The organism is Paenibacillus sp. ISL-20, assembly GCF_018613005.1.
In the GTDB taxonomy this organism is placed as follows: Bacteria; Bacillota; Bacilli; order Paenibacillales; family Paenibacillaceae; genus Paenibacillus_AQ.
In genome coordinates, this window is record NZ_JAGGRD010000005.1 from 36610 (window position 1) to 58713 (window position 22104).

Below are 22104 nucleotides of genomic sequence, written 5' to 3' on the forward strand. Positions count from 1 at the left end.
ATGGGAGAGGCAATCGTCGTAACTTCAGGTAAAGGCGGAGTCGGTAAAACGACGACATCGGCGAACATCGGCACAGCTTTGGCACTGCTCGGAAAAAAAGTGTGTCTGGTTGATACGGACATCGGTCTTCGTAATTTGGATGTCGTGATGGGCCTGGAAAACCGGATAATATACGATTTGTGCGACGTTGCAGAAGGGCGATGCCGACTTAACCAGGCGCTAATCAAGGATAAGCGCTTTGATGAGCTGTATATGCTTCCTGCAGCCCAGACCAAAGACAAGAATGCCGTTTCTCCGGAGCAGGTGAAAGATATCGTACTTGAATTGAAAAAGGAATTCGAATACGTCATTATCGATTGTCCGGCTGGAATCGAGCAAGGATTTAAGAATGCAATTGCCGGTGCAGATAAAGCGATTGTGGTTACAACGCCCGAGAATGCAGCCGTGCGGGATGCGGATCGGATTATCGGCCTGCTGGAGAGCTCGCATGTCGAGTCTCCGAAGCTCGTGGTGAACCGGATTCGCCCGAATATGGTGAAATCCGGCGACATGCTGGAGATTGAAGATGTGCTGCAGGTGCTGAATATTGATCTCATCGGTATCGTGCCAGATGATGAAATGGTCATTAAAGCGGCCAACATCGGAGAGCCTACGGTGATGAATCCGGACTCCCAGGCAGCCATCGCCTATAGAAACATCGCCCGGCGTATCCTGGGTGACACCGTTCCTCTGATGCAAATTCATCAGAAAAAAGGAATGTTCACCAAATTCAAAAAGTTTTTTGGAATGGGTTAAGGGCTTATAACACGAACCGGTGCCGAGAGGCATCGGTTTTTTTGTTTACTTCATCAACGCTGTTTTGATATGCATACATTCTGCGCGCCTCTTCAATGGGGCTTGTTCTAAATATCTTTCATCTCCTCATAGGATAGAGTAAGAAAACAAGCCCCAAGGGGGAAAGAACAATGGACATCAAAACTTCAGTTAAGAACCGAAGAGAAGCCCGCATTCGCGAGCTGCTGGAAGGGGCACAGTCTCCGGTACCACATGATAAGTCGCCATGGACGCCCGTTCCCGAGAGGAAGCCTGCCAATCTCAATCTTCACAAGACAGGCTTTATACAGGATCACAGAGCGAACCCATCCCCTCGTCTAGCAGAGAGGGAACCCGATCCCGAGCAGCTTTGGAAGCAAGGGCACCGCGGTTGGCATGGTACGCTGGATCCCGGTGATCCGGGGGAACCTCCAAGAAAAGCTTCGTTTCTGTCGGGCTTGGTGCGCCGCGTGATCGTCAGTGCGCTGGTGTTTGGATTGGCATGGGGGGTATTTTCGTTTCAGCAGCCGTGGGCTCTTCGTACGCAAGCTTTTATTGTTGAGGGACTGAGCCATGAGATGGATTTCCAGGCAGCTCAAGTATGGTACGAGGAGCACTTTGGAAGCGCGCCTTCCTTTATTCCGATTTTTGGACAAACTGACGAGCACTCGACGAAGGTAAATGCCGGGACTTCTTTAGTTCCTCCGCTTTCCGGAAAGGTGGTTCAATCCTTTGCTGTGGACCTTAAAGGCATTGTTTTGGAAGCCGGAGGGGGTTCTTTAGCAGACCGGGCGGTTAAGAGTATAGAGACTGGACGCGTGCTTGAGGTTAAAGAACATCCTGAGAATGGGATCACCATTCTCATACAGCATACAGGACAGAGAACGGCGATATACAGCAGGCTGGCAGAATCGGGACTTAAGGTAAACGATTGGGTCCAAGGTGGAGATATTATCGGCACATTAGCGTCTTCAGGCACAGGCAGCCCGCCCGCCCTTTATTTCGAACTGAAAGAGGGGAATCGTGGTGTCGATCCGGCGGAAGTGATTTCGTTTGATTAAGTTTAAGGGAACGGTATTGTCGCTGCATCCTCTCTTTGTTATTGTCATGCTGGCCTCTGTATTGACCGGTCGCTTTTTAGAATTGCTGACCCTGTTTATTATCGTGTTTATTCATGAATTGGGACACGCCGCCGCAGCGGCAGCGATGGGGTTCAAGGTACGAGCTATTCAGATGCTGCCGTTCGGCGGCGTTGCTGTCATTGAAGATGACGGCAGGATGACCGCGATGAAGGAAATAATCATTGCGCTTGCGGGTCCGCTGCAAAATGTCATCATGATTGGAATTACTCTGGTGTGCAGATGGGCGGGGTGGGGAGATGAGCAGCTGTTATCTTATATCATTCAGGGGAATCTCATCATTGCGCTGTTTAACCTTCTCCCGATTCTGCCGCTGGACGGCGGCAAAGTGCTGCAGGCTCTCATGAGCCTGCTCGCCCCATATCATGCGACCTTGCTGTGGGCTTCCCGCGCCGGCATTTTGTGCAGCTTGATCATGATCGGATATGGCTTGCAGCCGTTATTCTTCGGCGGCGGTATCCGTTTGAATGTGCTGATGATCGGTCTCTTTTTAGCGTATTCCAATTTTGAAGACTATCGGAATGTGCATTACCGGTTCTTACGATTTTTGGTTAATCGGAGTGAGATTTATGAACGAAATTTGGATGGACTAGGTCCTGCCCAGCCAATCGTTGCAGATTCTTCGAAACCTTTGGATGATATCATGCGTCTATTTAAACGAGAGAAGTATCATCTGATTTATGTCATGAGCGGACGAGGCAGCCTGCTTGCCGTCGTTCCGGAGCAGCATGTGATCTCTTCTTATTTTGCATCAAATGGTCCGCCCTGGTATGCGTAAATCGTAAACACCATGAGGAAGACGCAGGGCGGGCCATGATTCTTTATCCATTCATATCATCTGAGATTGTGTTAGGATAAAAAAATAGAATATCGTCTTCCATTTGAGGGGTGAAGCCATGAGGCAAATGATAGTTCATTGTGAACATGAGACCATTCAGATGGCCCTCATCGAAGATGGGAGGTTAGCAGAATTCGCCGTTGAGCGAAGTCGTGAGGAAAGTGTAGTTGGCAGTTTTTATAAGGGCAGGGTTGTTAATGTGCTGCCGGGGATGCAGGCGGCTTTTGTAGATATCGGGCTGAAGAAGAATGCATTTCTATATATTGATGATGTGCTCCATCCTCATTTAGAGAAGCAGCCCAAGCAGAAGCCGTCAATATCGGAGCTGCTAACAGTAGGTCAGGAATTGATCGTGCAGGTGATGAAGGAACCGAGAGGTGGCAAGGGGGCGCGGGTCACTACCCATTTCTCGCTTCCTGGTAGATGCATGGTGTACATGCCTACTGCGGATTATGTTGCTGTCTCCAAGAAAATTGGACGTGATGCGGAAAGAGCAAGGCTGAAGAGTATCGGCGATCAGCTACGCACAGACGAAGAGGGGATCATTATCCGCACGGTATCGGAGGACGAGCCTTTAGAATTTCTTAAGGGGGATCTTGAATATCTGCGAAAAGAGTGGGCGCGAATTCTCGACAAGGGCGAATCTTCTCCTGCTCCAACGCTTCTTCATCGTGATCTAGGTATGCTGCAGCGTTTTCTCCGCGATGCCTTTGATCCGCTTCATGACGAACTTGTGATCGACAGCAAGCTTAAAGGCGAGGAAACCAAGAGCTATCTGAAGGAAACCGTTCCTGGTATAGAGCCTAAGGTTACATATTACTCGGAAGGAAGTCCGATTTTTCAAGCTTACGGGTTGGACGAGCAGATGAGAGCCGGCTTTGCAAGGAAAATCACGCTTCCCGAAGGTGTGACCATCGTTGTAGATCAGACGGAGGCCATGACCATCATGGATGTGAATACAGCCAAATATATCGGTGGCGATAATTTCGAGGAAACGGTGCTGAAGACAAATCTTATGGCGGCGCAGCAGATTGCAAGGATTCTGCGGCTCTGGGATATCGGAGGCATTATCATCGTTGATTTCATCGATATGGATCGTGAAGAGCATCGGGAGCAGGTTGTTTCTGCCATGGAGGCTGTGATGCGCAAGGACCGCACCAAGAGTTTTGTGGTGGGTTGGACCAAGCTGGGACTGCTGGAAATGACCCGCAAAAAAGCTAGAGAAAGCTCTTCGCTCCCATTTGCCAAGCCCTGCGGAGCTTGTGGGGGCAGAGGCGTTGTTATCGAACAATGATGTTGACGGTGAACATGGGATATGATAATATCATTGGGTATGTGTCTAGTGATGGTTTGCTGCACATGCTGTAACCGCTCCGGTTGGGTTAGCAAGGACGTTCCTGCTTAGGACGGACACCTTAAACTAGGCGAGTCTGAGACATAGGGAGGTGCAAGCAAATGTACGCTATTATCGAAACAGGTGGTAAACAATACAAAGTTCAAGAGGGCGACGTATTGTTCATCGAGAAGCTGACTGCAGGTGACGGCGAGAGCGTGACTTTCGACCGTGTACTGGCCGTATCCAAAGAGGACGGTTTGGTAGCAGGTACGCCGGTTGTTTCCGGTGCGACTGTAACTGCAAAGGTAGAGAAGCACGGTAAAGGCCGTAAGGTCGTTGTATACAAATACAAGCCGAAGAAGAACTACCACAAGAAGCAAGGTCATCGTCAACCTTACACTAAAGTAACCATCGAGAAAATCCAAGCGTAAGTAGGTGCGGTAATTGATTACTGTACAAGTACTGCGCGGGGGAGATGGACGGATCCATAGCTTCAAGGTAACGGGGCACGCGGGATATGCCAATCCTGGAGAAGATATTGTATGTGCTGGAGTTTCCAGCATTACAGTGGGAACGGTCAATTCTATTGAAGCGTTAACCGGAACTGTTATGGAGACCCGGATGAAGGGCGGCTTTCTTAGCGCGAATCTTCCGCCTACGGCAGACGATTCCGTCTCGGGACAAGTTCAACTGCTTCTCGAATCCATGGTCGTTATGTTACAGGGAATTGCCGATTCATACGGCAAGTATATAAGAATACAAGAATTGACTACTTGAAGAAGGAGGTAGACAACATGTTGAAATTGGATCTTCAGTTATTCGCATCGAAAAAAGGTGTAGGTTCCACAAAGAACGGTCGCGATAGCCAATCGAAACGTCTTGGTGTGAAACGTGCAGACGGTCAAGCAGTGACTGGCGGCAGCATCTTGGTTCGCCAACGCGGAACGAAAATTCATCCAGGCACGAACGTAGGTATCGGTAAAGATGACACTTTGTTTGCGAAAGTTGACGGCGTTGTGAAATTTGAACGTTGGGGTCGTGATCGCAAGAAAGTGAGCGTCTACCCGGTTGATGTCGCTCCAGTAGCGGCTGCAGTAGAAGCTTAATCGTTTCTTATGCTGCGTACAGAAGAAGCCTTTCGGCATCGTTGCCGGGGCTTCTTTTTTTGTAAATTGTGCAAAGATCATCATCCAGGGGATGAACCGTCCTGAAAGTCTATGATATACTGGGATTTGGTGAATGTAACCAATTGCTGTTGAAAGACGAGGAGAAGCGATGAAATCCTGGAAATGGATAGCAGCTGGGGCGGGGTTAACCTCCCTAATACCCGTAGCATGGATGGTATGGAAACCGACTTTGGCTGCAGGAGCAGTGTTGACGGTTTGGGCTGTCGCTGCGTCTGCCTGCGGTGCATGGCTTGTCCGAAAATCGGACGAGCGCAGACAGCAAGCCATCATTCGGAATATGGAGTCGACGGCGATTCAGATGCTGAATCACCATCGTCATGATTGGATGAATGAGCTTCAAATTTTGTACGGCTACATTCAACTTGGAAAGCTTGATAAAACAGTGGGTTCTGTGGAAAGAATAAAGGACAGGATGGCGACGGAGAGCAGAATCTCTAAGCTGGGCATTCCTTCGCTGGTTTTTTATTTACATTCATACCGTACGTACAGCAACAATCTGCAGCTCGACGTTGAAGTTGTGGACCAGGTACAACTGGAAGACAAAGTATCGCCACAAACGGCGGAGTCTTTTACCGAAGCAATCATTCAAACGGTGAGAGCTTTTCAACTGAGCGGAAAAGCGTCCTGGGGGGATACCCGGCAATTAACATTAACATTTATGCAGCAAGAACAAGATCTGATGGTATGGGCACAAGGAGAAGGATCCTTTGGAGACCCGGACAGCTTGAAGCTTCAGATTGAACAATCCGTAAAAGGCAAAGGCATTCGGGTGGAGCAGACGGAGCCGGGGGAGACCTCGTATCGTTTGTATTTGCCGTTTGTGACTTGAGGAAGGTGATTTCATGTTTGTAGATAAGGCAAAAGTATATGTAAAAGGCGGAGACGGCGGAGATGGTCTCATTGCGTTCCGTCGAGAGAAATACGTTCCTGAAGGCGGACCTGCCGGCGGTGACGGCGGTAAGGGCGGCGACGTGATTTTCCGGGTGGACGAAGGACTGCGCACGTTGATGGATTTCCGTTACCAGAAGCATTTCAAGGCCAAGCGCGGGGAAAAAGGCCGCAATAAAAGTCAGCATGGCGCCAATGCGGATAGCATGATTGTCCGCATCCCGCCGGGTACCATCTTAATGGATGACGATACCGGTGAGGTGATTGGGGATTTGACCCGGCACGGTCAACAGGTTGTTGTTGCCAGAGGAGGCCGTGGAGGGCGTGGAAATATCCGCTTTGCTACGCCGAACAATCCGGCGCCTGAACTTGCCGAGAACGGTGAGGAAGGCGAAGAGCGTTACGTAACCCTGGAACTTAAAGTGATGGCTGATGTAGGTCTCGTTGGGTTCCCTAGCGTAGGCAAATCAACCTTGTTATCCGTTGTATCTGCGGCTCAGCCGAAGATCGGCGCATACCACTTTACGACCATAACACCGAATTTGGGAATGGTTGAGGTTGGAGACGGTCGCAATTTCGTAATGGCTGACTTGCCTGGTCTGATTGAGGGTGCTCATGAAGGCGTGGGACTTGGTCACGAATTCCTCCGGCACGTGGAAAGAACACGCGTCATTATCCATGTGGTGGATATGGCAGGCACGGAAGGAAGGGATCCGTTTGAGGACTGGGAAAAAATCAATGATGAAATCAGGCTTTACAACCCGGTTCTGGTCGATCGGCCGCAAATCGTAGCCGCTAATAAAATGGATATGCCGGAGGCGGAAGAGTATTTGGCAGCCTTCAAAGAGAAGGTGAAGGAAATCCGTCCGGACATCGAGGTCATGCCGATTTCCTCGCTGACCCGACAAGGTATCCAAGAACTTCTTTATCGCACGATCGATGTGCTCGAAAGTATTCCGGATGAGCCGGCGATTGAAGAAGTATCCGAGGTTTCCGAGCGTAAGGTGTATAAATTCAAAGCGCAAAACGACAACTCCTTCACCGTCACTAGGGATAATGAGATGTATGTGGTGCATAGCGAACGAATTGAGCGGATGCTGAAACGGATGCAGATGAATTCACATGATGCCATTCTGAAGCTTGCAAGAACGATGCGTCATATGGGCGTTGATGAAGAGCTCCGGAAACGGGGCGCGACAGAAGGCACCATTGTACGGATTGGCGATTTCGAATTCGAATTTGTTGAAGGCAGCAGCTACTATTAATGCGTGACAAATACGTTTTGAAGAAAAATACCGCAAGGTCTGTATAACAGCAGGCTTGGCGGTATTTTTTTTATGAGCGAAGTTGATTCTCCTTGAATCGATAACTCGTAAACATGCGCAGTGATTTATGGCATCTGCTGTGAAATTGTTCAGATATATCTTTTTCCATGTAGGTTTCCAAATTTTGCATCCACATATCGGGTAAATCGTATACAATAGTAGTACAATAGTCCTTTTCCATAGACCATCAGGATGGAAGGAACGGCGTAAAAAGGAGAGTAGAACTATGGCTATTATTGAAGTTGTAAAATACGAAGGGCCGCCGGATGTGTTTGCATGGCGTTATCCGAATCAGGAGTTAGGGACTTGGACCCAGCTCATTGTTCATGAGACACAGGAGGCAATCCTGTATAAGGGCGGTCAGGCCCTGGACTCCTTCTCGGCGGGGCGGCATACGCTGAGTACAGCGAATATACCGATTTTATCCAATGTGATCAATCTTCCATTCGGTGGGAAGTCTCCCTTTACGGCAGAAGTCTGGTTTGTGAATAAACTTCGTTCACTGGACGTGAAGTGGGGAACCAACTCGCCGATCCAGTTGCAAGATCCGAAATACAATATTATCGTATCGGTCCGGGCTTTTGGCCAATTCGGCGTACAGATCAGCGATCCGCGAAAGTTTCTGGCGACCATGGTCGGTACGCTGCAAACTTTTGACCAGGGCACCCTGATTAAATATTATCGCGGCGTACTGATGTCCAATATTACGGAAATCATATCCTCCTATATCGTTCGCAAAAAAATCAGCGTTGTGGAGATCAATGCTTACATAGCGGAAATATCGAAGCATATCATGGAAGCGATTGCGCCTTCATTTGAAGAGATAGGGATCACTCTGTTGAATTTCTATGTAGATTCCATCAACATACCGGAGAATGACCCTGCAGCTATTCGAATCAAGGAGGCGCTAGCGAAGAAAGCGGAGATGGACATCATCGGATATACCTATCATCAGGAAAGAACTTTTAATACGCTTGAGGGGGCAGCGAAGAATCCCGGCAGCCCGGCAGCGGTCATGGGAACCGGGCTGGGCATGGGACTTGGGATGGTCGGCCCGATGTACGAGACCGCCCGGCATATGTTTGAGAGTTCAAAGGAACTAGAGAAGGATGATATGCCAATCAACCAGAAGGCATGTACCAAGTGCGGAACACGGAACGGGGAAGAAGCCCGATTCTGTTCGGGTTGCGGCAAGTCGCTTCAGGCGCAAGCCGAGCAAGAGCCCGCGAGAACCGTCCGGTGCAACGATTGCGGGCAGCCTCTACCTCCGAATGCCAAGTTTTGTCTTCACTGCGGAGACCCTTACCATGCATGCCCTAAGTGTGGCCATGACCACCCGGCTGGTGCTGTTGAATGTCCGGAGTGCGGTGCACCGCTGCCTATGCCTTGCCGGGCATGTGGTGAATTGGTGGATGCGGAAGCCAAGTTTTGCCCGCACTGCGGGTCGAGCCATGAACTTACATGTCCTGGGTGTCATCATGAGATCAAACCGGGCCAGAAGTTCTGCATGGAGTGCGGTCATAAATTGATGTGAAGTGAAAGCGGGGGAATAGAGTGAACACAAGGACCACAAGTCGAAACAGATTATGGCTGGCTGCCGTAGCGCTTCCGGTCGTAACCATCCTTCTGTTCGGATTGATCGGTGGGATCGTTCAGCTGAATGCTTGGATATCGGGCATAGCCCTCGGATGCGCCGAGGCGGCCATTCTCGTATTTATCGGTTTTGTCATGCACCAGCGCAAAGCGGCTTCGTCAGGAGCACCTTTTTATATTGCTTCAGGCGTTATTATAGGGATCTATGCAATCTCCGTCTTGCTGGAGGTTATTCTGCTGGGATATTTATTTAAGCTGCCTGAATCTTCGTATTTGATGATTCATCTGATAACCTTCCTAGGGTTTTCGGTTGTTTTGGGACTGATAGCTTTGGCGGGGAAATATGCAGGAGCTCATGAACGGAAGGAAAGTGATCATCTTTCGGTTAAGAAAGAGACGGTGGCTTGGATCGGGGGAATCCGGAGAAAACTAGGGGAGATGCCAGGAGATAACATTCATTCGTTAGACCGGCAGATGGCCGAGCTTGAGGAAACGCTTCGGTATAGCGATCCAATCACACACACCTCATTATATGAAGTGGAGCATATGATCCAGCAAAAAATCGCGATGTTGGAGGACCAAGTGGCGCTGATCGGGGAGACACAAGCGGAACAACGTGATGAGCTGGCAGAGCAAACCGTTCACATCATCCGCGATATCCTTAGAACGGTACAGGATCGCAACACGGAACTTCTGAAAGCAAAAACGGGATCAACCTAATGCAGATGATAGAAGGGATAGACTATGGAAGCTTCTGATCTCAAGCGTTTTAAACAGAAATTCACAGGCATCGATTATTCCATTATTGCGGTGGCGGTTCTGTTTTTTCCGCTGGCCATTGTGCTGGCAGCTGTTCGGGTGCTTGTCACCCATCGCCATAATCACTGTAAGGGACGAAACAACCGGCTCTTCGGGTGGGTTTTGGTCATCACCTATGGAATCTTTGAATTGCTTATGATTCTGGCGACTATTGATGATAAAGATGTCGATGGCCTCTATTCGGCTTCCATCGTTTGGGGCGTTATTATACTGGTTCCAGCTATCATCATGCTGTTGATTGCCAAAAAAGAAGACAAGAAATTCAACAGCTTGCTGCAATTTTATTCGAATGCCATTATGAAAAGAGGGCTCGCTCAGATTGAACATATCGCTCGTGAGGCAAGACAAACGCCGGCACATGCCGTCCGGGATATCACGTTCATGTTTGAACGGCGTATGCTGCCTAACGGAAAGCTCGACAATGGAGTTGTCATCATCCCATCCTTGCAGAGGAGAAGCCAATCCCCATTCCAAGGGGAATATGTATCGCGCAGCGGACAGAGAATGCAGTATTCACTGGGCGAAGTTGCGGCTGAACCAGCGCAATTAACCCGAAACGAAGCGATGCCCGATCCAGGACCGAAGTCTGTGGAATGCCCGGGCTGCGGGGCAAGGTCGGTCGTAACGCATCTGGAGAAAAAAGAATGTGAGTATTGCGGTACGGTGATTGTGGCTTAATCTTATTCATGCATCCGATTAAGAAGAATTGAGGAGATCTTGGTATGAGCGTTCCAATGAAGCCTTTTAAATCGCAATTTTCAAAATTCGATTATTTTATTATTGGTCTGACGTATGTGTTTTTTCCATTAGCTTTGATCATTGCTGGGTTTCGTATTTTACCCACGCAACAACATCACAGTTTCAGGGGAAGAAACGCAAGGCTGATGGGATGGGTATTCTTCGGTTCGTACATTATTACCTCTGTGATCTTTCTACTGGCGAGCGAAACCAGCGAGGAGTTCTTAAACGACAATTTAGCGATGGCATTGTGTCTATTAGTCCCAGTCATGCTGCTGCTTGTTGCTGCTGAGCTAGCAGACAAGAAATTCCGAAAGCTATTGAGTATTTACACAGAGGCCGTCTTGCAGCGGCGTCTGATTTACATCGATCATATTGCGATTGTAGCGAATCAAACCCCATCCCATGTGATCCGGGATTTGAACTTTATGATCAAGGAGCGGATGCTTCCTTATGGGAAGATTGAGAATGGTGTGCTGATGATCCCTTCATTGCATAGAGAGTCAGTAAAACCTGCTGAGACTCAACAGGATATTGGATCGAAGTCAGTGGAATGTTCCGGCTGCGGTGCAAGGACTGTGATTTCACCCCATGAGGAAAAAGAGTGCGAGTACTGCGGCACGATCATTGTTGCTTAGCCGGGAAGGGAGGTTTAGCATTGGCAACTCAAATAAAGGATCAAAAACATTATAAATATGAACCAAAGACAGAGGTAATTGATCTTATTTTGATTATGGGCGCAGGTGATCTTTATTCATCAGATCCATCATATACAAGAAATTGCAGAGCAAGTAAGACAAACGGAATTAAGAGTAGCGAAGGATCTTAGAGTATTTAATGGATAATAACCATTTTCCGCGTGGAACTATCGTTGACGGTAAGTTGATGTTTGAACGGAGTATGAATGAGGTTGGGGCCGAGCAGATCCAATCCACTCAGGTTGCGGGTTCCGCGAGTCTCCGAGAAAGTGATCGTAGAAACGTACTTAGAACCATCAAAGCACCACCAATACCTTCACAGCCGAAAAACGTAAAGTGTTCGGGCTGCGGTTCCAACGTTTTGCTAAACCATATGGAAGCCAAGGAATGTGAATACTGCGGGATCCTTCTTATTAACGTATGATATTAAATCACTGTGAAGAAGAGGGGAGAAGGATGAATAGAAAGTGAAAGAAGATCAACAGTATGAGCTCCAGGAGTCTGTAAAATAGTTTGTGTAAACTCCCATATCTATTAAAATGAAAAGTAATAGAAAGGTTGGGGAGAACACATGGGACTTTGGACAAAAGAGCAACTGCGAGCGTTCATTAAGGAGAATAAGCTGGTAACGGCCCAAGATGCACAAAATGCCTTGAAAGAGCTGTTTGCCGAAACACTGCAGGAGATGTTGAGGCTGAATTAGACACGCATTTGGGGTACGAGAAGCATGAGGTCAAGGCCAAGATGACACCGAATAGTCGCAATGGTAAAAGCAAGAAGACCGTGGTCAGCGAGTACGGGGAGCAAGAAATTACAGTTCCGCGGGATCGGTTGGGAGAGTTTGAACCGATCGTTGTCCAGAAGCATCAAAAGAACGTAACCGGCATCGAGGATCAGATTATCGCTTTGTATGCCAAGGGGTGTGAGTACCCGCGAGATCCAGGATCATCTGCAGAATCTGTACGGGATCGAAGTGTCACCTACTCTTATCTCCAATGTCACCAACAAAATCGTTCCACTCATTAAAGAATGGCAGAATCGGCCACTTCAAGGTGTGTATGCCGTCGTTTATATGGATGCCATTCACTTTAAAGTGAAGCAGGACGGGGCCATAGTGAATAAAGCCGCTTACATGGTCATTGGCATCGACCTAGACGGGAACAAAGATGTACTGGGCATGTGGATCGGCGAAAATGAATCCAGCAAGTTCTGGCTCAGCGTGCTCAATGACCTCCGAAATCGCGGGGTCCAGGATATCCTCATCATCTGCGTAGACAACCTGAACGGCTTCTCCGAGTCGATTGCTGCCTGCTATCCAAAGACCGAAATTCAGAAATGTATCATTCACCAGATCCGAAATTCTACTCGCTATGTGTCCTACAAGGATCTCAAGAAAGTGACTGCCGATCTGAAACCAATCTACAAAGCGGCAACAGAGGAAGGGGCGCTATTGGAACTGGATCGCTTTGAGGAAGTCTGGGGTGTCAAATATCCACTCATTGTCCGTTCCTGGCGAAACAATTGGGGGGAACTCTCGACCTTCTTCAAGTACCCACCCGAGATCCGAAAACTGATTTACACAACGAACATGATCGAGAGCTACCACCGGCAGCTCCGCAAAGTGACCAAGGGGAAAAGTGTATTTCCAACCGATGAAGCCCTGCTTAAAATGCTCTATCTGGCCACGATGGATGTCACCCGCAAATGGACAGGCCGTGTCCAAAACTGGGGCCAAATGCTGCTTCAGCTTTCCGTCTTTTTTCCAGATCGAGTGAGCAATTACTTGCGTTAATGACGCGAAAATCCCCCTCGGGGGATTCCTTGGTAAAGAGTTTACACAAAATTATTGACAGACCCAGCTCCAGCCAACCGGTTGGGATGCTTTAATCTTGTTTGGGAGTTTTATATTGTTTCCGGTCATCTTATTGCCGGTACTATGGAATTTTATCAAAACGACCCATATGAACTATAGGAAGGGCTATAGTTACTTTCAATTAACCAATTGTCTTATAGGTGGTTACATATTTATTGTGATGTATTACTTTTTTGTTCCATATCGTGAGCTTGAACCTAATCAACGAGCTGATAAAGCTATTGGCTTGGCGTTAGTAGTAGGCATTATAGCTTTATTGATCGTTGCGGTCTTGTATGGATTAAGGTTAAGCGCAAATGCGAGGTTTTATAAACTTGCAAAAGAGTATGAAACCTTCGTCCTAAGCGGTCATTACCGCATTGAAGATATTGCATTACATGTTCGTCAACCACTATCCACAGTGCTAAAAGATTTGCAGTATCTGCTCAATCACAAACTCTTTCCGAACGGAATCATAAAGGAGGGAAGGGTACAGCTAAATGTTTTTAAACATCCTTCAAATAATCTTCCCGTGGAAGACACCAATAGTATGATGAATACCCACACTTCATCCGAGCAATCACCTATATCAGCCCCGTCACTGGGACCAAAAAATCATGAATGTGCTGGCTGCGGAAACAGAACCATGTTAAACCCAAACGAATCAGTACCATGCGACTACTGCGGGTTGACCTTGAGTTACACATCGTCAGTATAACGTTATCGGCAGTCTCCGCATACCGGAGACTGCTTTTTCTTACGCATCATTTACAATTTTGACGTGAATATCGATGTGTTCCGATTCGAATTGCGATATAGTATAGGCTATAGAGTTGACATAAGAAATATCGGGATATCTAAAAAACAGGACACTTATGTATTGCCCTTACTTGGTATATCCAGTATAATGTCCACTATACGAATACAGTAGTCTTTGAGGAGAGGACGTTTGTGAAGGAACGCTACTATTTGGTCCGGGAAGACATCCTTCCCGAGGCTGTGGTTAAGACGATGCAAGTGAAAAAATTGCTGGCGTCGGGAGACGTTAGGACGGTCCATGAAGCCGTTGAGCAGGTTGGGCTTAGCCGAAGCGCTTTTTATAAGTACAAGGATGGAATCCATCCTATCAATCAACTGGAACGAGATGAAATCGTAACGATTTCTATCGATATGGAACATCGCTCCGGGATGCTATCCGAAGTGCTGGGGCTGGTAGCGGGTGAAGGCGGGAATGTATTAACCATTCATCAGAGCATTCCGCTGCAGGGTATCGCCAATGTCGTGATTTCCGTCGAAGTATCCCGGCTTAATGAGGAGCTGGATGATCTGCTCGACGGATTGAGACGCATAACCGGAGTAAGAAGAGTGCAGATGATAGGCCAGGGTTAAGTTATGACGAATAAATAGATATCTATGCGATGGGATATAGGAGGTAGTGTATTAATGAAACCGGTCAAAGTAGGACTTTTGGGATTAGGAACCGTAGGGACAGGGGTTGTCCGCATCGTTGAGGGGCATCAGGAGGATTTGAGCAGCCAGGTCGGTTCGCCGATTACGATAGAACGCATCGCGGTCAAACATTTGGAGAAATACCGCAGTATCAATGTGGACCAGAATAAACTGACGGAAGATCCATGGGCGGTCATCCGCGATCCTGAGATTGATGTCATCGTTGAAGTAATGGGCGGGATTGAGCAGACGAAAACCTATATCCTCGAAGCGCTTGAGCGCGGTAAGCATATCGTAACCGCGAATAAGGATCTGATGGCTCTCCATGGTGCCGAAATATTAGCCAAGGCGCAAGAGAAGCAGTGCGACGTGTTCTACGAGGCAAGCGTTGCTGGCGGTATTCCTATTATCCGAACGCTGATTGAAGGCTTCTCCTCGGATCGAATCATGAAAATCATGGGGATCGTGAACGGTACAACCAACTTCATTTTGACCAAGATGAGCCAAGAAGGCGCATCGTATGAGGATGTCCTGGCTGAAGCTCAGGAGCTCGGTTATGCAGAAGCCGATCCGACCTCCGATGTGGAAGGATTGGACGCGGCCCGCAAAATGGCGATACTAGGGACACTCGGCTTCCGCACGAACGTTGAGCTCCAGGATGTAACCGTTAAGGGAATCTCGCAAGTGACCAAAGAAGATATCGCCTATGCGAAGCGTTTGGGCTACGAGATGAAACTTCTGGGTATAGCGGAGCGTCAGGACGATGAGTTCAGCATCACTGTTCAGCCTACGATGGTTCGAAAAGGACATCCTATCGCGGCCGTGAATGGGGTATTTAACGCGGTTTATGTATACGGAGAAGCTGTAGGTGAAACGATGTTTTACGGAGCCGGCGCCGGCGAGATGCCAACCGCTACATCCGTTGTTGCAGACTTGGTTGCGGTCATCAAGAATCTGAAGCTCGGCGTTAACGGGCTCAAAGCCATCGTTCCCTACAAACCGAAGAAACTCAAAACCGATGAGCAGATCATGTGCAAGAACTTCATTTTGCTTCATGTCGACGATAAAGCAGGTGTACTTGCCCAAATTACGCAGGTGTTCGCCGAATATAACGTCAGCCTGGAATCCGTTGTTCAGCAGCCGAACGAGCATAATCCGGACGCAGAGATTATCATCGTCACGCACAATGCGAGTAAAGCTAATATGGATGAAGTGCTGAATCATTTTGAAGGCCTGGAAGTCATTCGCCGGATTAAAAGTGTTTACCGTGTTGAAGGATAAGGGATTAGTACTCATTAAATACCCGATATAATTTTTTCATAAGAAAAGGAGAACATGAGAGATGCCGTATGAAGGATTGCTTCAAACCTACAGAGAATATTTGCCGGTGAATGAGCGTACTCCGCTTCTAACGCTTAAGGAAGGGAACACACCTTTGATCAAAGCCGTGAATCTATCTGAAGAGCTCGGAATTGATCTGCATTTCAAATTTGAAGGGCTTAATCCAACGGGTTCATTTAAAGACCGTGGAATGGTAATGGCCGTAGCAAAAGCAATGGAAGAGGGAAGCCGCACTATTATGTGCGCTTCCACGGGTAATACGTCTGCAGCAGCAGCTGCTTATGCCGCTCGTGGCGGATTAAACTGTATCGTTATCATTCCGAACAATAATATTGCGCTGGGCAAGCTCGCCCAGGCGATGATCTACGGAGCGAAGGTCATTGCGATTGAGGGCAATTTTGACCGGGCGCTGGAAATCGTGCGCGAGATTACGGCGAAGCATCCGATTGCGCTTGTGAACTCCGTGAATCCTTATCGAATCGAAGGTCAAAAGACAGCTGCATTTGAAGTTGTTGACCAGTTAGGGAAAGCTCCGGACGTGCTGGCGATTCCGGTCGGCAATGCGGGGAACATCTCCGCTTACTGGAAAGGATTTAAAGAGTACCACGCAGCGGGCAAATCATCTTCACTACCGAAAATGCTAGGATTTGAAGCAGAAGGTGCTATGGCGATCGTGAAGGGAGAGCCTATTGTGAATCCGGAAACGGTAGCGACTGCCATCCGTATCGGGAACCCGGCCAGCTGGAAAACCGCGGTTGCCGCCGCAGAGGAATCCGGTGGACAGATTAACTACGTGACAGATGAAGAAATTTTGGAAGCATACCGCAAAATTGCATCGCGTGAGGGCATTTTTGCCGAGCCAGGATCGGCTGCCTCCATCGCAGGCGTTTATAAAATGAAGCGCGAAGGATATTTTAAAGGTGGAGAGTCCGTTGTCTGTGTGCTGACAGGGCATGGGCTCAAGGATCCGAATATCGCCATTTCTACCGTGAACGCTGAACCGCTCGTCGTATCGGATACAGAATCAGCCGTAATGGATGCTATTGCTAAGCTTGAAGGAGCTGCACGGGTATGAGTTTGTCTCAAGGTGTCCGGGTGAAGGTTCCGGCCAGTACGGCTAATTTGGGACCTGGATTCGATACACTCGCCATGGCATTGTCTTTATATTCCTGGATCGAGATGAAGGCGTCGGAGCGGACCGTATTCCATCTTCATGGTGATGAGATGAGCGGTCTGCCGACGGATAAGAGCAACCTGATCTACAAGGTGGCTCAGATGGTTTTTGAAGAAGCGGGACAGGCTGTTCCTGATCTCGAGATTTCCATGTATTCCGAAATTCCGCTTACCCGCGGCCTTGGCAGCAGTGCATCGGCGATTGTAGGGGCGCTGGCGGCTGCCAATGCGCTGGTCGGTTCGCCGCTGCCCGATTCCAAGCTTTTTGACATGGCGACGGATCTTGAGAAGCACCCGGATAATGTAGGGGCTTCTTTATTTGGAGGGATTATTACGGCGGTATGGGACGGAGCCCATGCGGATTATATACGAATTGAACCCCCAGCAGACCTCGGCACGCTCGTCGTTATTCCCGATTTCGAGTTGGCGACATCCAAAGCAAGGGAAGCTCTGCCCGCCCAGGTCAGTTTAGTGGATGCTGTGTATAATATTAGTCGATCCTCCTTGATGACCGCGGCTCTTTCGGCAGGCAGACTGGATTTGATTCGTGCCGCAATGCAAGACCGGATTCACCAGCCCTATCGGGCACCACTTGTGCCAGGGATGACCAAAATTTTGGCTGAAGCCACAAGCCGCGGAGCGCTCGGTATTGCACTAAGCGGAGCGGGCCCGACGATGATTGCGTTGGTGGATCGGAACGATTGGCGGGTAGAAGAATTGAGCGCATATTTATTGGAGACGATGAAGGCGGAAGGAATCTCGTCTTCGTGCTACCCATTGAATCCAGTTGCCGAAGGCGTCCAGCTCTTGGATGATATAAACAATAGATCCTTTTTGGATATGATTAGAGGGGAAGTTACCGCATGAAAAAAATAGCCTTGTTGCCCTCAGGATCGGTATCTCATGAAGCGATACTTTATCTCCTTAACGGTGAGCCGGTGGAGTTTGTCCACCATAAACTGATCTCTGATGTATTTATGTCTACAGTAGAAGGAAAAAGCGATTACAGCGTGATCCCAATTGAGAATACCATCGAAGGCTCCGTGAGCCTTCATATGGATTGGTTGGTCAATGAGGTGGATCTGCCGATGCAGGTAGAATGGGTCTATCCTTCCATTCAAAACCTGATCGGAAATGCTGCCGAGTTCCGCTCAAATGATGGTACGATGGATTACAGTAAAATCACAAAAATTTGGTCTCACCAAGTAGCAACAGCCCAGTGCCGTCAATTCCTCGCGAAGGCCGCACCACAGGCTGAGTTGGAGCAAGTAGGCAGCACGTCTGAAGGGGTTAAGATCGTAAAGGAAAATCCTGGCCAGGGATGGGCGGCGATCGGCACTTCACTTGGCGCAGCCACTCACGGATTAAACCTGCTTGCCGAGCGTATTACCGACCATGATAACAATTACACCCGGTTTGTCCTGATCGGACGCGAACCGATTTCAGTCAACCGTTCGCCGGAGCATATCAAGACCAGCATTCTCGTGACCCTCCCAGAGGATGTGCCGGGAGCGCTGCATCAGGTGCTTTCTGCTTTTGCTTGGCGGCGCCTGAACCTGTCGCGGATCGAATCCCGTCCGACGAAGAAGAAACTCGGTAATTACTATTTTTATATCGATGTCATGGCCGCAGCGGATTCCGTTCTATTGCTCGCCGCCATGGGAGAGATTGAAGCGCTGGGATGTTTGGTTCGTGTGCTGGGCACTTATCCGGGCTATGAGTACGAGAGTGAGAAAATGGAAGTTAAGTAAATGTCAGAGCAATGGATCTATCTGGATGGAGAATTCGTCACAAAAGAGAATGCCAAAGTATCCGTTTTTGACCATGGTTTTTTGTACGGAGACGGCATATTCGAAGGTATTCGGATATATAACGGCAACATCTTTAAGTGCAAGGAACACTTGGATCGGCTGTACGATTCCGCCAAGTCCATCGATTTAGTCATCCCACTGGCATATGATGAGCTGCTGGAGGCTATGGCCAAAACGATTCGGCGCAACGATATGCGGAACGGGTTCATCCGTATCGTAGTATCCCGAGGTGCAGGCAATCTGGGTCTGGACCCGCGTCGCTGCCCTAAACCAACGGTGTTGATCATTGTGGAGCAGTTGGTGATCTACTCTGAAGAAGCTTATCTGAACGGTTTGAAGGCCGTTTCCGTAGCCCAGCGTCGTAACATTCCGGATGCGCTCAATCCGAAAATCAAGTCTTTGAACTATTTGAATAATATTCTTGTGAAGATCCAATCCAACTTTGCGGGAGCGGATGAAGCGATCATGATGAACGCACAAGGATATGTGACGGAAGGCTCCGGGGACAATATTTTTATCGTGAAAAACGGCGTGGTCACTACGCCTCCGTGCTACCTTGGTGCGCTTGAAGGTACTACACGTCAGGCGATTATTGATTTATGCGATAAACTCGGCATTAAATTGAAGGAAGAGCCTTTCAGCATGCATGACGTATATATTGCAGACGAGGTGTTTTTTACAGGAACCGCCGCCGAGGTCATCGCCGCTCGCGAAATTGACGGACGGATGATCGGAAAAGGGCAGGCTGGTCCAATTACGCTTCAATTGCTCGAGGAATTCCGGAAAATTGTGGATCAAGACGGTTATAAAGTGTGGGAATCCTAACGTTTTTGGACAGCTAAATAAACGACTTCAACAATCCTTTCATGTCGATGAAAGGATTTTTTTTGCCCAGAGGGATGTCAATCGCCTATTCCGTGCATAGGATGTAGTAACGAAAGCGGGCGAATTACATGACGCCTAGAAGAGTGTAGGAGGTTTTAGCGGCGTGAAGATACACATCGTCAAGGAAGGCGACACCCTATATGAGCTGTCCAAAAAATACGACGTTCCTTTAGCGAAGATCATCGATGCCAATCCACAGCTAGTGGATCCGAATAAGCTCGATGTCGGTGCCAAAATCAAAGTACCGACAGAGCCTGTTCCGGTACCAGGCGGCAGCCAACCCATTATCCATAAGCATACGGTAAAGCAGGGGGACTCCCTCTGGAAACTGTCGAAGGCATGGGGCGTAACCCTGAAGGAAATCATTGATGCCAACCCGCAGCTTAAAAATCCGAATGCCCTGCTGGTGGGAGAGGTCGTGAACATCCCTTCATCAGGCGTATATTCGGAGTCGGGCGCAGATGACGGGGTTTCGATGAGCAGTGGCAGTGGTTCGAACCCGGGCAAGAAGAAGCCAGGCAGCAAGGATTACACAGGAGTAAAGGAAGAAATCACAGCGCCGATCGAGCAGCCTCCGGTTGTTCCGGAAGTTAAGGAGCCTGAGCCGCCGATTTTGCCGAAGCTTCCTGAGATTTCGCCTTTCCCCGAGGAGCCTAAGAAATTCGAACCGGAGTACAAACCGGAGATTTTACCTGAAATCAAGAAGCCGGTCATCCTGCCGGAAGTCAAGAAACCAGAGATCCTGCCAGAAGTAAAGAAACCGGATGTCATGCCGGATTTTAAAAAGCCTGCAATCATGCCTGAATTCAAGCCTGAATTCAAACCTGAATTCAAACCTGAATTCAAACCTGAATATAAACCAGAGTACAAACCAGAGTACAAACCAGAGTATAAACTGCCATATAAACCAATAGAGCCGGAGTTTACGTACCCTGTAAAAACCATGCCGTTACCTCACACAATCCATCCTATGGCCGAACCATGTCCGCCATTTGTGGAGATGCCACTTCATATGATGCCACATCCATGTCCGGAATTTCCTTTTCAAGAAGCGCCTGCATTTATGATGCCTCCATACGGTGGTTTTCATGAAGGGCCATGTGGTTGCCAGGAATCTAAACATTGGCATGGTTCCGATTACGGCCCAGCCGTTCATCCGTATCACCATATGCCGCAGGAAGCGATGCCCGTTTCCTACAATGAAGGCTGGGGAAATGCAGCTTCAGGATACCCGGGTGTTTCTGAACAGCCAATGAGCTTGGAATATTCCCAGTTCTCAATCGCGGAATCTTATACAGGGAATATGGGTTCCGATTACCATCCATATCCTGAGCATCATTATACAGCGGCGACATATGGTTATGTGCCGTCTCCATGCGGATGCCACGGGGGAGAAGTTAGTCCGCACTATAACATGCCGCAACAGGGGCATTATCAGCATGCACCGGACATGGCGGTACCGTATCAACCTTGGCAGGGTGGAATGGACTACAATGCTAGGCCATACGGATATCCGTCCGAACTCATGGGAACTCAAGGAGCATATCCTCCATTTGTAAATCCATATGAACAGAACTGGTATGATCGGCAAAATGACCAGCAGCTCGATTCGGCATTCAATCCATCGGCTCCATTCGAAGCGATGCAATATAATATGTCGGTCAGCAGTGACGTTGAGAACGATACGGAACCATCCGGATCCAGAGATACCGCCATTGAAGAGAATACTAAGGAAAGAGCCAAAGTCCATCGTCAGCAAGCTAATAAAACAAGAACAGCAGCCAAGAAATCACGCAAGCCCCAAGTCTCATCAAAAGGCAAGCGCCACAATCCCTGGATCAAGGGTTAAGACATCATCAATGAATGCCTGGATATAGTTAAACAAAAGGGACCTCATCTCGGTCCCTTTTGTATGCTCATCCGACATACTGTCTATGAATCTATTGTAATAAAATACTGCTAATAGCTATTTATAAAGGAATTATCATTTGGAAGAAATTATATATTGCTATCGGGTTGAAAAATATGATACATTATAAATCCAGTCGCGATAAGCAAGATTGCGATGGAATAGAGGTTAACCGAAAGTAATGAAGGACTTAAGAAGAACTTAAAAAACTTTCTGAAAAAACCTCTTGCATTATCGAAACAAACATGATATATTATAAGAGTTGCTGGTGCGAACGAGATTCGCTGGTAACGAAGAAGTTGATCTTTGA

The 22104-nt window shown here is 48.3% G+C and carries 22 protein-coding genes and 1 pseudogene; all 23 read left to right on the forward strand.

Annotated features, from left to right (window positions below):
- Entirely contained in the window at positions 1-795 is a 795-nt protein-coding gene (minD, locus tag J7E85_RS04115; RefSeq protein WP_009594006.1) for a septum site-determining protein MinD, read from the forward strand.
- 170 nt (positions 796-965) lie between these two features.
- Complete coding sequence (locus tag J7E85_RS04120) at positions 966-1874, forward strand: peptidoglycan DD-metalloendopeptidase family protein (RefSeq protein WP_215155295.1); 909 nt, start codon at positions 966-968, stop codon at positions 1872-1874.
- Positions 1867-2730 carry a M50 family metallopeptidase gene (locus J7E85_RS04125; protein ID WP_215155297.1) on the forward strand — a complete coding sequence of 288 codons (864 nt, stop codon included), beginning with the start codon at positions 1867-1869 and terminating at the stop codon, positions 2728-2730. The genes J7E85_RS04120 and J7E85_RS04125 overlap by 8 nt, the downstream gene beginning before the upstream one ends.
- A gap of 118 nt (positions 2731-2848) precedes the next feature.
- On the forward strand, positions 2849-4084 hold the full coding sequence (locus J7E85_RS04130) for an Rne/Rng family ribonuclease (RefSeq protein WP_215155299.1): 1236 nt from the start codon (positions 2849-2851) through the stop codon (positions 4082-4084).
- Positions 4085-4245: 161 nt separating this feature from the next.
- A complete protein-coding gene (gene rplU / locus J7E85_RS04135) occupies positions 4246-4557 on the forward strand; it encodes a 50S ribosomal protein L21 (RefSeq protein ID WP_006208810.1) in 312 nt (103 codons plus the stop codon).
- Positions 4558-4570: 13 nt separating this feature from the next.
- Entirely contained in the window at positions 4571-4903 is a 333-nt protein-coding gene (locus tag J7E85_RS04140) for a ribosomal-processing cysteine protease Prp (protein WP_076323135.1), read from the forward strand.
- Between the two features lie 17 nt (positions 4904-4920).
- Positions 4921-5232 (forward strand): 50S ribosomal protein L27, encoded by a 312-nt coding sequence (gene rpmA, locus J7E85_RS04145; protein WP_071223405.1) that lies wholly within the window; start codon positions 4921-4923, stop codon positions 5230-5232.
- A 169-nt stretch (positions 5233-5401) separates the two neighbouring features.
- On the forward strand, positions 5402-6142 hold the full coding sequence (locus J7E85_RS04150; protein ID WP_215155301.1) for a Spo0B domain-containing protein: 741 nt from the start codon (positions 5402-5404) through the stop codon (positions 6140-6142).
- A 13-nt stretch (positions 6143-6155) separates the two neighbouring features.
- The gene (obgE, locus tag J7E85_RS04155) at positions 6156-7466 is read left to right on the forward strand and encodes a GTPase ObgE (RefSeq protein ID WP_076323137.1); all 1311 of its coding nucleotides are present in this window, start codon (positions 6156-6158) and stop codon (positions 7464-7466) included.
- A gap of 286 nt (positions 7467-7752) precedes the next feature.
- On the forward strand, positions 7753-9060 hold the full coding sequence (locus tag J7E85_RS04160) for an SPFH domain-containing protein (RefSeq protein ID WP_215155303.1): 1308 nt from the start codon (positions 7753-7755) through the stop codon (positions 9058-9060).
- A gap of 20 nt (positions 9061-9080) precedes the next feature.
- Positions 9081-9839 carry a hypothetical protein gene (locus J7E85_RS04165; protein ID WP_215155305.1) on the forward strand — a complete coding sequence of 253 codons (759 nt, stop codon included), beginning with the start codon at positions 9081-9083 and terminating at the stop codon, positions 9837-9839.
- A 24-nt stretch (positions 9840-9863) separates the two neighbouring features.
- On the forward strand, positions 9864-10616 hold the full coding sequence (locus J7E85_RS04170; protein WP_215155307.1) for a hypothetical protein: 753 nt from the start codon (positions 9864-9866) through the stop codon (positions 10614-10616).
- A gap of 44 nt (positions 10617-10660) precedes the next feature.
- Positions 10661-11314, forward strand: coding sequence for a hypothetical protein (locus J7E85_RS04175; RefSeq protein ID WP_215155309.1), 654 nt, complete (start codon positions 10661-10663; stop codon positions 11312-11314).
- A gap of 20 nt (positions 11315-11334) precedes the next feature.
- Complete coding sequence (locus J7E85_RS04180) at positions 11335-11505, forward strand: hypothetical protein (protein ID WP_215155311.1); 171 nt, start codon at positions 11335-11337, stop codon at positions 11503-11505.
- Positions 11506-11945: 440 nt separating this feature from the next.
- Positions 11946-13166, forward strand: a pseudogene (locus J7E85_RS04185) (IS256 family transposase).
- Between the two features lie 115 nt (positions 13167-13281).
- Entirely contained in the window at positions 13282-13944 is a 663-nt protein-coding gene (locus J7E85_RS04190) for a hypothetical protein (protein ID WP_215155313.1), read from the forward strand.
- Between the two features lie 233 nt (positions 13945-14177).
- Entirely contained in the window at positions 14178-14615 is a 438-nt protein-coding gene (locus J7E85_RS04195; RefSeq protein ID WP_063478870.1) for an ACT domain-containing protein, read from the forward strand.
- 54 nt (positions 14616-14669) lie between these two features.
- Positions 14670-15956, forward strand: a complete 1287-nt coding sequence (locus J7E85_RS04200) for a homoserine dehydrogenase (RefSeq protein ID WP_215155315.1) — start codon at positions 14670-14672, stop codon at positions 15954-15956.
- A gap of 61 nt (positions 15957-16017) precedes the next feature.
- Complete coding sequence (gene thrC / locus J7E85_RS04205) at positions 16018-17091, forward strand: threonine synthase (RefSeq protein ID WP_215155322.1); 1074 nt, start codon at positions 16018-16020, stop codon at positions 17089-17091.
- Positions 17088-18056: a homoserine kinase gene (gene thrB / locus J7E85_RS04210; RefSeq protein ID WP_215155324.1), complete on the forward strand. Its 969-nt coding sequence runs from the start codon at positions 17088-17090 to the stop codon at positions 18054-18056. The genes thrC and thrB overlap by 4 nt, the downstream gene beginning before the upstream one ends.
- Entirely contained in the window at positions 18053-18940 is an 888-nt protein-coding gene (pheA, locus tag J7E85_RS04215; protein WP_215155326.1) for a prephenate dehydratase, read from the forward strand. The genes thrB and pheA overlap by 4 nt, the downstream gene beginning before the upstream one ends.
- Positions 18941-19825 (forward strand): branched-chain-amino-acid transaminase, encoded by an 885-nt coding sequence (gene ilvE / locus J7E85_RS04220; RefSeq protein ID WP_215155328.1) that lies wholly within the window; start codon positions 18941-18943, stop codon positions 19823-19825.
- Positions 19826-19988: 163 nt separating this feature from the next.
- Entirely contained in the window at positions 19989-21734 is a 1746-nt protein-coding gene (locus J7E85_RS04225) for a LysM peptidoglycan-binding domain-containing protein (RefSeq protein WP_215155330.1), read from the forward strand.
- Positions 21735-22104: the final 370 nt, after the last annotated feature.

Excerpts from the sequence above, each read along its gene's own strand:
- minD (WP_009594006.1), top strand. The coding sequence starts at position 1 with ATGGGAGAGGCAATCGTCGTAACTTCAGGTAAAGGCGGAGTCGGTAAA.
- J7E85_RS04120 (WP_215155295.1), top strand. The coding sequence starts at position 966 with ATGGACATCAAAACTTCAGTTAAGAACCGAAGAGAAGCCCGCATTCGC.
- J7E85_RS04130 (WP_215155299.1), top strand. The coding sequence starts at position 2,849 with ATGAGGCAAATGATAGTTCATTGTGAACATGAGACCATTCAGATGGCC.
- rplU (WP_006208810.1), top strand. The coding sequence starts at position 4,246 with ATGTACGCTATTATCGAAACAGGTGGTAAACAATACAAAGTTCAAGAG.
- rpmA (WP_071223405.1), top strand. The coding sequence starts at position 4,921 with ATGTTGAAATTGGATCTTCAGTTATTCGCATCGAAAAAAGGTGTAGGT.
- J7E85_RS04150 (WP_215155301.1), top strand. The coding sequence starts at position 5,402 with ATGAAATCCTGGAAATGGATAGCAGCTGGGGCGGGGTTAACCTCCCTA.
- obgE (WP_076323137.1), top strand. The coding sequence starts at position 6,156 with ATGTTTGTAGATAAGGCAAAAGTATATGTAAAAGGCGGAGACGGCGGA.
- J7E85_RS04160 (WP_215155303.1), top strand. The coding sequence starts at position 7,753 with ATGGCTATTATTGAAGTTGTAAAATACGAAGGGCCGCCGGATGTGTTT.
- J7E85_RS04170 (WP_215155307.1), top strand. The coding sequence starts at position 9,864 with ATGGAAGCTTCTGATCTCAAGCGTTTTAAACAGAAATTCACAGGCATC.
- J7E85_RS04175 (WP_215155309.1), top strand. The coding sequence starts at position 10,661 with ATGAGCGTTCCAATGAAGCCTTTTAAATCGCAATTTTCAAAATTCGAT.
- J7E85_RS04200 (WP_215155315.1), top strand. The coding sequence starts at position 14,670 with ATGAAACCGGTCAAAGTAGGACTTTTGGGATTAGGAACCGTAGGGACA.
- thrC (WP_215155322.1), top strand. The coding sequence starts at position 16,018 with ATGCCGTATGAAGGATTGCTTCAAACCTACAGAGAATATTTGCCGGTG.
- thrB (WP_215155324.1), top strand. The coding sequence starts at position 17,088 with ATGAGTTTGTCTCAAGGTGTCCGGGTGAAGGTTCCGGCCAGTACGGCT.
- pheA (WP_215155326.1), top strand. The coding sequence starts at position 18,053 with ATGAAAAAAATAGCCTTGTTGCCCTCAGGATCGGTATCTCATGAAGCG.
- ilvE (WP_215155328.1), top strand. The coding sequence starts at position 18,941 with ATGTCAGAGCAATGGATCTATCTGGATGGAGAATTCGTCACAAAAGAG.